We start from the raw sequence: 11,314 nt of genomic DNA, 5'->3' as shown, positions 1-11,314 counted from the left end.
GTGAAGCATAAAGTAAACAATATCCACTTTGTCGGCATTGGCGGCAGCGGCATGAGCGGCATCGCCGAAGTGCTGGTCAACCTCGGCTACAAGGTGTCGGGCTCGGACCTGGGCAGCAATGCGGCGACGCAGCGCCTTGCGAGCCTGGGCGCGACCGTCATGCTCGGCCACGCGGCCGAGAACATCGGCGACGCCGATGCGGTGGTGACGTCAGGCGCCGTCCCGCAGGACAATCCGGAAGTGGCGGCCGCGCGTGCGCGCAAGATTCCGCTGGTGCCGCGCGCCGTGATGCTGGGCGAGTTGATGCGCCTGAAGCGCGGCATCGCGATTGCCGGCACCCACGGCAAGACGACCACCACCAGCCTGGTCGCTTCCGTGCTGGCGCAGGGCGGTCTCGACCCTACTTTCGTCATCGGCGGCCGTTTGACCAGCGCTGGCGCGAACGCCAAGCTGGGCTCGGGCGACTACCTGGTGGCCGAAGCCGATGAATCGGACGCCTCGTTCCTGAACCTGACGCCGATGATCGAAGTGATCACGAATATCGACGCCGATCACATGGACACCTACGAGCACGATTTCGAAAAGCTCAAGCAGGCCTTCGTGCAATTCACGCACCGTTTGCCTTTCTATGGCCGCGCCATGCTGTGCATCGACGATCCGCACGTGCGCGCCATCATCCCGTTCGTCACCAAGCCCGTCACCACCTACGGTTTCGCGGAAGACGCGCAAGTGCGCGCCATCAATGCGCGCGCCGTGGGCCTGGAAATGCATTTCACGGTGCTGCAGGAAGGCTATCCGGATCTCGACGTGGTGCTGAACCAGCCTGGCATGCACAATGTGCAGAATGCCTGTTCGGCGATCGCCATCGCGCGTGAAATCGGCATCGCCGACAGCGCCACGCAGCAGGGCCTGGCCGAGTTCTCCGGCGTGGGCCGCCGCTTTACGCGCTATGGCGACGTGGCGCTGCCGAACGGCGGCAGCTTCGCCCTGGTCGACGATTTCGGCCATCACCCTGTAGAAACGGAAGTGACCTTGGCCGCCGCGCGCGCCGCCTATCCTGGTCGCCGCCTCGTGCTGGCGTTCCAGCCGCACCGCTACAGCCGCACGCGCGACTTATTCGAGGATTTCGTCAAGGTGCTCGGTGCGCCCGACGTGCTGCTCTTGTCCGAAGTGTATGCGGCGGGCGAAGCGCCCATCGTCGCCGCCGACGGCCGCGCCCTGGCGCATGCGCTGCGCGCGCGCGGCAAGATCGAACCGATTTTCGTCGAGTCCATGAAGGACATGGCCGACACCATCATGAGCGTGGCGCGCGACGGCGACGTCGTGCTGACCATGGGCGCGGGCTCCATCAGCGGCATCCCGCAACAACTGACTACGTATCCATCCAACACTGTAAAGGCCTGATGTGAACCAAGCTTCAGCTATCGATGTAAAACAATTGGGCAAGGTCGGCGTCCTGTTCGGCGGCAGCTCGGCCGAGCGCGAAGTGTCGCTGATGTCCGGCACGGGCGTGCTGGCCGCGTTGGCAAGCCGCGGCGTGGACGCGCACGCGTTCGACACGGGCGAACGCAGCCTGGCCGAACTGGCCGCTGAAAAATTCGACCGCGTCTTCATCGCGCTGCACGGCCGCTTCGGCGAAGACGGCAGCCTGCAGGGCGCGCTGGAACAGCTGGGCATTCCCTACACGGGCAGCGGCGTGATGGCCTGCGCGGTAGGCATGGACAAGATTTACACCAAGATGATCTGGCTGATGCATCAACTGCCGACGCCAAAGTACGCGGTGCTCGATGACAGCTCCGACCTGGCCAAGGTCGCTGCGGAACTGGGCTTGCCGCTGATCGTCAAGCCGCCGCATGAAGGCTCGAGCATCGGCATCACCACGGTCAACGAGGCGGGCGCCTTCCAGGCGGCCTACGACATCGCCGCCGGTCTCGATGATTCGGTGCTGGCCGAGGAATTCGTCAAGGGCCGCGAATTCACCGTCGCGATCCTGGGCAAGGGCGCCACGGCGCGTGCGCTGCCGCCGATCGAGATCGTCGCGCCGCAAGGCAATTACGATTACCAGAACAAGTACTTCACGGACGACACGCAGTATTTTTGCCCGCCGCAGCTGGACCCGGCGATCGTGGCGGAGATGGAACGCATCGCCGTGGCAGCCTACCGCGCCCTCGGTTGCGAAGGCTGGGGACGGGTGGACGTGTTGATGCGCGCGGCCGACAGCAAGCTGTTTTTGTTGGAAGTTAATACCTCGCCCGGCATGACGGGGCACTCGCTCGTGCCGATGGCGGCGCGCGCGGTGGGCATCAGCTATGAAGACCTGTGCCTGGAAATCGTCGCTGGCGCGCGTCTGAAAATGCACAAGGGACAGCACTGATATGTGGCATGACGCTAAAAGCCTCAATACGACTGCCAACGGCTTGCTGGCCGCGGTTCTGGTCGTGTGCGTGGCCGCCGGCGTCTGGTGGGTGTCGCAGCGTCCCATGTTCGACCTGCGCACGATCAAGGTGGAAAGCGCGGACGACAAGGGCCTGCGCCACGTGAATTACCTGACCCTGCGCAGCGGCACCTTGGGCCGCATCAAGGGCAATTTTTTCACGACCAACCTGGAAAGCGTGCGCGGCGTGTTCGAATCGGTGCCCTGGGTACGCCGTGCCAGCGTGCGGCGCGAGTGGCCGAACCAGCTGATCGTGGCGCTGGAAGAACACGAAGCGCTGGGCACCTGGGGCGAGGACGGACGCCTGTTGTCGGTCAAGGGCGACGTGTTTACGGCGAACGTGGCCGAAGCCGAAGACGACCATGAATTGCCTGCGTTTGCCGGCCCCGATGGCAGCGAGAAGGAAGTGCTGGCGACCTATGTGCAGCTGGCGAAGTGGTTTGCGCCGCTGAAGATGGTGCCGGAAACCCTGTCGTTGTCGAGCCGCTATGCGTGGACGGTGAAACTCGATAACGGCATGAGCGTGGCGCTGGGCCGTGAGCAGAATCATACGACCCTGAAGGCGCGGGTCGACCGGCTGGTGGGTATCTACCCGCAGCTGGCGAGCCGGCTGGAAAATATCGACACGATCGATATGCGCTACCAGAATGGCCTGGCGCTCAGTTCCTCCGGCCTGGTGATACCGGCCGAAGGCAAGGATGGCAAGCCAGTGATGAAGAAGAAAAACAGCAGTCCGATTAAAAAACCGACTTAACCGAATACCCAATTAATTAATAGCCCAAAAAACTAGGCGAAAGAAATGACAAAAGACGCGAAAAACCTGATCGTCGGCCTCGACATCGGCACCTCGAAAGTGGTGGCGGTGGTAGCCGAAGTGATGTCCGACGGGCGCCACGAAGTGATCGGGCTGGGCCAGCACGAATCGAAGGGCCTGAAAAAGGGCGTGGTGGTCAATATCGAGGCGACGGTGGAGTCCATCCAGCGCGCGCTGGAAGAGGCCGAGCTGATGGCCGACTGCAAGATCCGCAATGTGTACGCGGGCATTGCGGGCAGCCATATCCGCAGCTTCAATTCCAGCGGCATGGTGGCCATCAAGGACAAGGAAGTGACGGCGACCGACGTGGCGCGCGTCATCGAGACGGCAAAAGCGGTTAACATTCCGACCGATCAGCAATTGCTGCACACGGTGCCGCAAGAGTTCATCGTCGACAGCCAGGAAGATGTGCGCGAGCCTATCGGCATGAGCGGCATCCGCCTGGAGGTGAAGGTGCATATCGTCACCGGCGCCGTGTCGGCGGTGCAGAACATCGTCAAGTGCGTGCGCCGCTGCGGCCTGGAAGTGTCGGACCTGATCCTGCAGCCTATGGCGTCCGCCGATGCGGTGCTCACGCCCGACGAGAAGGAGCTGGGCGTGGTGCTGATCGACATCGGCGGCGGCACGACCGATGTGGCGGTATTCTCCGATGGCGCGATCCGCCATACGGCAGTCATTCCCATCGCCGGCGACCAGATCACCAACGACATCGCCATGGCCTTGCGTACCCCGACCGCGGAAGCGGAAGAAATCAAGATCCGCTATGGCGTGGCCAAGCAGGTCCTGGCCGACCCCGGCGAATCGCTGGAAGTGCCAGGCCTGGGCGACCGCGGCCCGCGCAACCTGTCGCGCCAGGCGCTGGCGGCCGTGATCGAACCGCGCGTCGAGGAGCTGTTCGCCATGGTGCACCAGGTGGTGCGCGAATCCGGTTACGAAGGCGTGCTGTCGTCGGGCATCGTGCTCACGGGCGGCACGTCCATCATGCCCGGCATGGTGGAAATGGCGGAAGACATTTTCCTGAAACCGGCGCGCCTTGGCACGCCAGAGTATCGGGGCCAGCTGGCCGACGTGGTGCGCAGTCCGCGCTATGCCACGGTATTGGGCCTGCTGCTGGAAGCGAAGAAGCAATACCTGCGCGGCCACATCGTGACGCGTCAGGACGGCTCGGTGAAGGCAGTCTGGCAGCGTATGAAGGAATGGTTTTTAGGGAATTTTTAAGGGCATGATTTGCGCCCGGCAGTACAGGTTTTTTGGCAGCATCGCAGGTACACACACATAACTTTATTTTATATTTAACCGCAGTTTTCAATCTCCAGTTCTCCTACCAATATGAGGCCTGGCGCTTGGAAACCGCATCTGATAGGAGCACATCATGGAGTTCGATATGGTCGATAACACAGCTTTAGGTACCGTCATCAAGGTCGTCGGCGTCGGCGGTGCGGGTGGCAATGCAGTCCAACACATGATCAACAAAGGCATGTCGGGCGTGGAATTCATTGCCGCCAACACCGACGCACAGGCCCTGTCGACATCGAAGGCCCACAACATCATCCAGATCGGCGATACCGGTCTGGGCGCCGGCATGAAGCCTGCCGTCGGCCGCCAGCTGGCCGAGGAATCGCGCGCGCGCATCGCCGATTCGCTGCGCGGCGCGCACATGGTCTTCATCGCCGCCGGCATGGGCGGCGGCACGGGCACGGGCGCCGCTCCCATCGTGGCTGAAGTGGCCAAGGAACTGGGCGCGCTGACGGTGGCCGTGGTCTCGAAGCCGTTCTCGTACGAAGGCCAGAAGTGCATGGACATCGCCGACGAAGGCCTGGAACAGCTGTCCCTGCACGTCGATTCGCTGATCATCATCCTCAATGAAAAACTGGAAGAGATCTACGAAGATGAAAGCATGCTGGAATGGATGCAGCATGCCGACGATGTGCTCAACAACGCGGTGGCCGGCATTGCCGAGATCATCAACGTGCCTGGCCATATCAACGTCGACTTCAACGACGTGAAAACCATCATGGGCGAGCAGGGCAAGGCCATGATGGGTACGGCGACGGCGTCCGGCGTCGACCGCGCGCGCATCGCCGCCGAACAGGCTGTCGCTTCGCCGCTGCTGGACGGCATTGATCTGTCCGGCGCGCGCGGCGTGCTGGTCAACGTCACGGCCAGCCGTGGCTTGAAAGGTAAAGAGATCAAGGAAGTCATGGCTGCCGTGCGCGCGTTTGCCGCGCCGGACGCGTCGATCGCGCAGGGTATCGCCTACGACGACGCCATGGGCGACGACATCCGCGTCACCGTGGTGGCCACGGGCCTGGGCCGCGCCAAGAAAAACATCCAGCTGGTACCGCAGCAAGTGCTGCGCACCGGTACCCACAACAGCCCGCTGACCCCGTCGGCTGCCATGGGTAGCGCGCAAGCGGCGACGACGACGGTAGGCGTGGCTACGCCGGCGGCCGGTTTCGACGGCATGAAGGCACCGGCAGTATGGCGCCGTGAATCGGCTTCCGAGCAAGTGCGCGCGATGGAAAAGAATGGCATGGAGACCTACGACATTCCAGCCTTCCTGCGCAAGCAAGCCGATTAAGCGCAGTGAAAAAAGCCCATGGCGGCGTTGCAAAGCCTTGCCCTGAGCATTTTTCATGCGCTTCAATATGGAAAAGGTGATCTGATGTATGCAACGATGACGGCGGCCTGAGGGCCGCCGTTTTTTTTGGCGGTTTTTGACTTTTGACTTTGCCTTTCCGGCCATTTTCTGCACAAATACGGCAAGTCAGGCATACTATCGCGCAGTGTCGGCATCATGCCGGCAGCATCCTCAACCGACAGTACACAAGGAGTCAACATGACCATCAAGATCGGCGACACCCTGCCAGAAGGCACCCTGGCCGAATTCATCGAAAGCGAAACCGAAGGTTGCGCACTGGGCCCGAACACGTTCAACGTGCAAGACCTGGTCAAGGGCAAGAAGATCGCCATCTTCGGCCTGCCAGGCGCCTACACCCCGACCTGCTCCGCACAGCACGTGCCAGGCTACGTGCAGCACGCTGCCGACCTGAAAGCCAAGGGCGTCGATGAAATCTGGTGCATCTCCGTCAACGACGCGTTCGTTATGGGCGCCTGGGGCCGCGATCAGAAAGCCACGGGCGTCGTGCGCATGATGGCTGACGGCAATGCCGCCTACAGCAAGGCACTGGGCCTGGACGCCGATTTCTCCAAGCACGGCATGGGCACGCGTTCGCAGCGCTACTCGATGCTGGTCGACAATGGCGTCGTGACGCAATTGAATGTCGAGCAAGGCGGCAAGTTTGAAGTGTCGAATGCCGAGACGCTGCTGGGCCAGCTGGCTTAAGCAGAGTGCAGGCTGGGTAGGTTGGCGTAGGTCGGCTTAGCGCAGCGTAAGCCGACGTGCTGCGTTTGCATCACGTTTGTTCTGGCATTGTTGGATTACGCGCCTTGCGCTAATCCAACCTACCCAACCTACGCGTAAATCAAAACGGCGCCATCGGCGCCGTTTTGACGTTTACTGTACCGATGGTTTCGTTGCCTCGAACATGGCCGCATCGATGCTGAAGGAATAGTCGTCCTGCAGCGCGAAATATCTTCTCGCTTCCTCGGGCGCGCCATCGAACAGGTTGCGGATGGCCGCCACGCGCTCGTTCGGCGTGCGCATGCGCGCCACCCACTCGTCGAACTGCATCGTCAGTTTCCACACGCTGCGCAAGCTGTGCGTGAATCCCGCATTGTTGAATTTGGCGCCCCATTCGCAGGTGCGGTAGTCGCGCACGTGGGAAGCGTCGCGCAGCATTTCCACCGCCTGCAAGGTGCTGTCGTACAGGGCCGTTTTCGGCGCGACGATGTCGATCACAAGCAAGGTGCCGTTCGGGCGCAGCACGCGCCACGCTTCTGCCAGTGCAGCGGCCACGTCGTTCCAGTGGTGCGCGGAAAAGCGCGTGACGACCATGTCGAAGCTGGCGTCGGCAAACGGCAGGCGCGCCACGTCGCCCTGTTGCGTGCTGATGTTGTGCAAGCCGCGCTGTGCCTTCGCGTGGTCCACCACGTCGAGCATGGGCTGCGCCAGGTCGTAGGCGACCACCGATTGCGCCACGGGAGCGACGGCGAAGCTGGCGTGGCCGGCGCCGCAGCCCAGGTCCAGGACGACGGGCTTGCCGTGGCGGCGCGCGCATTCCTGCATCAGCACCAGGTCCGCGCCTTGCGCGTGTACGGCGCTGCTCAGGTAGGCATTGGCCGTCTTGCCAAACTGTTCGGTAACGACATCGTGCTGCTGCATGGTTTTCTCCTGTTGATGGGTGAGTTCCTGCAGAATAGGGATAAAATTATCCTGTAACAAGACCATAACTTATACTGGTATATCCACTACCATGCATCCGTGCCATGTCGAACAAACTTGCTGAATTCATCCGTGCCCGGCGCGAAGCCGTCACCCCCGCCATGGCTGGCTTGCCCGGTGGCGGACGGCGGCGCACGCCGGGCTTGCGGCGAGAAGAACTGGCGCAGCTGTGTGACGTCAGTCCCACCTGGCTGACGTGGCTGGAGCAGGGCAGGCCCGTATCGGCGTCGGCCAAGATGCTGGCGCGCCTGGCGCAGGTGCTGCAGCTGAGCACGGCCGAGCGCGCTTATCTGTTCGAGGTGGCCGACAAGCATGACCCCAGCCACGCGACAGGCGAGGGCGGGGGGCCTGCTAGCGCCGAACTGGCCGCCATCGTGTCCGCCATCGATGCGCCGGCGTACGTCCTCGATCGCGCATGGAATGCCGTGGCGTGGAACGGCGCGGCGTCCACCTTGTTTGCGGGCTGGCTGCAGGCCGGGGAGGGCGCACCGAACCAGCTGCGCTTCATGTTCCTGGAACCGGGCGCGCGCGATCTCGTCGTCGGCTGGCCCGAGCGGGCGCAGCGGCTGGTGGCGGAATTCCGCGCCGATATCGGCCGGCAGGCGGACCAGGCGCCGCTGGCCGGCCTGATCGCGGAACTTACTGGCGCCAGCCTTGAATTTCGCCAGTGGTGGGGCGCGCAGCAGGTGCAGGGCCGCGATGGGGGCTTGCGCCAGTTCCAGCATGCGCAACAGGGGCTGCTGGTATTTAATCAGGTGACCTTGCACCTGGCGCGCCAGCATGAGTTGAAACTGGTGATGCTGTTGCCTGTGTAGTTGCCCCTTTGAAAATGTAAAACGGCCGCGCTTGCTATAATCGGCTTGATGGTTTGGCCTTGCCACACTGTCCTGGCTCCGGCTGTCGCCATGATGACGGCCCCGCTCTTTCGCCAGGAGTCTGTCCTGATACCCCGCAATCCCAACCTGCGCAGCATCTATGTGATGCTGGTCGCCGTCGCCATGTTTTCCCTGATGGACACGGCCATGAAGTTGCTGTCCGCCCACTACCCCGCCATGCAGGTGACGGCCTTGCGCGCCCTGTCGTCCTTGCCGCTTGTGTGTCTGTACCTGCTGTACCGCGGCGCTTTCAAGAACTTGCTGAAGGTGCGCTGGCCACTGCACGTGCTGCGCGGCGCCCTGGGCGTGATGATGATCACTCTGTTCGCGTATGGCTTGAAGCGCATGTCGCTGGCCGAGGCGTATTCGCTGTTCTTCGTCGCGCCCTTGCTGATCACGATCCTGTCGGTGTTTATCCTGAAGGAAAGAGTCGACTTGGCGCGCTGGTGCGCCATCGCCGTGGGACTGCTGGGCGTGCTGGTGGCGCTGCGCCCCGACGGCTCGGGCTTCTTTTCCCTGGCCGGGCTGGCCGTGCTGGGCTCGGCCGCCTGCTATGCCATTTCCGCCGTCACGGGCCGTATCCTGAGCCGCACGGATGCCAGCGAAAGCATGGTCTTCTGGCTGATGGTGATGATGGCCGGCGGCGGCGTGGCCCTGTCGGCGCATGAGTGGGTGAGCATCCGCAGCGAAGACTGGTGGCTGCTGGCGGGCTTGTCGCTGAGTGGTTTCCTGGGCCAGCTGGCCATCACGGAAGCGTTTCGCCATGGCAAGGCCTCCAGCGTGGCGCCGTTCGAATACTCGGCCCTGGCCTGGGGCATGGCCCTGGACTGGATGCTGTGGCGCGCCCTGCCCGACGAATACACCTTGATCGGCGCGGCCATCATCATCGGCAGCGGGATTTACCTAGTGCGCCGCGAAGCCGTGCATGTGGAAAGCGAACATCCGTGAGGAACGGTTGTGGTATTTCTGGCGTGATCCATGCCGCACCGCAACGAAAATCCGGCAAATAGATATAATCGACAGATGTTAAAACAACGCACCATCAAACAACAGGTCCGCACCATCGGTGTCGGTTTACATTCCGGCACCAAGGTCGAGCTGATCCTGCGTCCTGCCGCGATTGACACGGGCATCGTGTTTCGCCGCATCGACCTCGACCCCATCGTCGAGTTCCCCGCCAGCGCCATGGCCGTGGGCGACACGCGTATGGCTTCCGTGCTGATCAAGGATGGCGCCAGGGTGTCTACCGTGGAACATCTGATGTCGGCGGCGGCGGGCCTGGGGATCGACAATATGTATATCGACGTGAATGCGGAAGAAATTCCCATCATGGACGGTTCCGCCTCGTCCTTCGTCTACCTGCTGCAGCAGGCTGGCGTGGAAGAGCAGCAGGCGGCGAAGAAATTCATCAAGGTCGTCAAGCCCGTGGAAGTGCGTCACGGCAAGGGCGACGCGGAGAAATGGGCGCGCCTGTCGCCGTATGACGGCTTCAAGCTCGATTTCTTCATCGAATTCAACCACCCGGCCGTCGATGGCACGATGCAGCGCGCCTCCGTCGACTTTGGCGACGTGTCGTATGTGCACGACGTGGCGCGCGCGCGCACCTTCGGTTTCATGCAGGACGTGGAAAGCTTGCGCGGCATGGGCCTGGCCCGCGGTGGTTCGCTGGAAAACGCCATCGTCATGGACGAGTACCGCATCCTCAACGCGGACGGCTTGCGCTATGAAGACGAGTTCGTGCGCCACAAGATCCTTGACGCCATCGGCGACCTGTACCTGGTGGGCCACCCCTTGCTCGCCTACTACACGGCGCACAAGTCCGGCCATGCGCTGAACAACCAGCTGCTGCTGGCGCTGCTGGAGCAGCCCGATGCGTATGAAATCGTGTCGTTCGCCACCAACGAGGCGGCGCCGCAATCCTACCTGCGCCAGATGGAGCGCGAGTGGTCCCTGACGTAGGTCGGATTAGCGGGGCGACGCCCCGCGTAATCCGACAACCATGTTGGCACTGATCGTGGTGTTGTCGGATTACGGCCCGAAGGGCCTAATCCGACCTACGCGATATGCGTTAATTTAGCGCCGTTATTCTCAGTCCCGCGGTTCGCGGTGGTGGCGCACCATATTGCGCAGCGCCGCGATCAATTGCTCGTTCTGTTTCGACGCGGGCAGGGCCGTGCTCAGCTCTTCCAGGGCCGACATGGCTTTTTCCGGCAAGACCAGCGCCCGCGTATGCACGATGGGCGCGATGCTCTTGATGACTTGCACTTTCAGCTTGATGCCTGAAATCTGCCAGCCCTTTCTTTCCAGTTCCCCTTGCAACTTCGGCAATTGCTGCTTGAGCTTGGCCGCCAGCGCCGCGTTCGGCGTGGCCAGCACCAGTTGGCCGCCCTCAAATTGCAGGATGTCGCAATGCTCGAACATGGCCGGCAAGGCCCTGGCGCAATCTTTTTGCAGGGCGGCCAGGCGCGTGACGGTGGGCATCAGGGAGGCCATCGTCGCGTTGCCGCGCAGAAAGTCGGTTGCGCCCGTCGCGGCCGGGCCTGAACGGGCGAAGCCGTAGCCGCGGCGCGGCGCCGGAGAATAAGTGGGAGTTCGCATGGCCGAAACATAGCACACTCGCCCGCGCATGACGAGTGCGGCGGCGGGGGCGGCGCAGGCGGGCAGGCCGTATTGCCTTACAGTATGGAAAATGTCCGCAATTTCTGCCATTTGTTTGTCATTAAGCTATTGTTATATGGCGCATTACCCCAACCATGTCGGGAACGCATGATAAAATCATCGTCTTTTGCCATAGTCGAACTCCGTGCGGTGACGCGATACCTACCTCGTTGTTCCCTACCGAGCTT

General features: G+C 62.4%; 11 protein-coding genes. 9 read left to right on the top strand and 2 right to left on the bottom strand.

The features are described from left to right. The 6 genes from murC to ASN89_RS21630 all read left to right on the top strand — a co-directional run bounded on the left by murC (position 1) and on the right by ASN89_RS21630 (position 6,594). On the top strand, positions 1 to 1,404 hold the full coding sequence (gene murC, locus ASN89_RS21655; protein ID WP_058050719.1) for a UDP-N-acetylmuramate--L-alanine ligase: 1,404 nt from the start codon (positions 1 to 3) through the stop codon (positions 1,402 to 1,404). Position 1,405: 1 nt separating this feature from the next. After that, entirely contained in the window at positions 1,406 to 2,374 is a 969-nt protein-coding gene (locus ASN89_RS21650) for a D-alanine--D-alanine ligase (RefSeq protein WP_058050718.1), read from the top strand. Between the two features lies 1 nt (position 2,375). Further along, positions 2,376 to 3,188, top strand: coding sequence for a cell division protein FtsQ/DivIB (locus ASN89_RS21645; protein ID WP_058050717.1), 813 nt, complete (start codon positions 2,376 to 2,378; stop codon positions 3,186 to 3,188). A gap of 45 nt (positions 3,189 to 3,233) precedes the next feature. Further along, positions 3,234 to 4,466, top strand: coding sequence for a cell division protein FtsA (gene ftsA, locus ASN89_RS21640; RefSeq protein ID WP_010394955.1), 1,233 nt, complete (start codon positions 3,234 to 3,236; stop codon positions 4,464 to 4,466). Between the two features lie 154 nt (positions 4,467 to 4,620). Then, on the top strand, positions 4,621 to 5,829 hold the full coding sequence (gene ftsZ, locus ASN89_RS21635) for a cell division protein FtsZ (RefSeq protein WP_034784974.1): 1,209 nt from the start codon (positions 4,621 to 4,623) through the stop codon (positions 5,827 to 5,829). A gap of 258 nt (positions 5,830 to 6,087) precedes the next feature. Beyond that, positions 6,088 to 6,594 (top strand): peroxiredoxin, encoded by a 507-nt coding sequence (locus tag ASN89_RS21630; protein ID WP_058050716.1) that lies wholly within the window; start codon positions 6,088 to 6,090, stop codon positions 6,592 to 6,594. 171 nt (positions 6,595 to 6,765) lie between these two features. Here the strand turns inward: ASN89_RS21630 and ASN89_RS21625 are convergent, their stop codons facing one another. After that, positions 6,766 to 7,533 carry a class I SAM-dependent methyltransferase gene (locus ASN89_RS21625; protein WP_046683512.1) on the bottom strand — a complete coding sequence of 256 codons (768 nt, stop codon included), beginning with the start codon at positions 7,531 to 7,533 and terminating at the stop codon, positions 6,766 to 6,768. Between the two features lie 104 nt (positions 7,534 to 7,637). On the opposite strand from ASN89_RS21625, the gene ASN89_RS21620 reads away from it, so the two are divergent. The 3 genes from ASN89_RS21620 (at position 7,638) to lpxC (ending at position 10,427) form a co-directional block, all read left to right on the top strand. Then, positions 7,638 to 8,408 (top strand): helix-turn-helix transcriptional regulator, encoded by a 771-nt coding sequence (locus ASN89_RS21620; RefSeq protein ID WP_046683349.1) that lies wholly within the window; start codon positions 7,638 to 7,640, stop codon positions 8,406 to 8,408. A 165-nt stretch (positions 8,409 to 8,573) separates the two neighbouring features. Further along, on the top strand, positions 8,574 to 9,416 hold the full coding sequence (locus ASN89_RS21615; protein WP_058050771.1) for a DMT family transporter: 843 nt from the start codon (positions 8,574 to 8,576) through the stop codon (positions 9,414 to 9,416). A 75-nt stretch (positions 9,417 to 9,491) separates the two neighbouring features. After that, positions 9,492 to 10,427: a UDP-3-O-acyl-N-acetylglucosamine deacetylase gene (lpxC, locus tag ASN89_RS21610; RefSeq protein WP_046683348.1), complete on the top strand. Its 936-nt coding sequence runs from the start codon at positions 9,492 to 9,494 to the stop codon at positions 10,425 to 10,427. Between the two features lie 129 nt (positions 10,428 to 10,556). Here the strand turns inward: lpxC and ASN89_RS21605 are convergent, their stop codons facing one another. After that, the gene (locus ASN89_RS21605; protein ID WP_046683347.1) at positions 10,557 to 11,066 is read right to left on the bottom strand and encodes a DciA family protein; all 510 of its coding nucleotides are present in this window, start codon (positions 11,064 to 11,066) and stop codon (positions 10,557 to 10,559) included. Positions 11,067 to 11,314 lie beyond the last annotated feature (248 nt).

The organism is Janthinobacterium sp. Ant5-2-1 (genome assembly GCF_001445815.1).
Lineage (GTDB): Bacteria > Pseudomonadota > Gammaproteobacteria > Burkholderiales > Burkholderiaceae_D > Janthinobacterium > Janthinobacterium lividum_E.
Note: the sequence above shows the minus strand (reverse complement) of the source record. Positions and strands in the feature narration are given on the sequence as shown.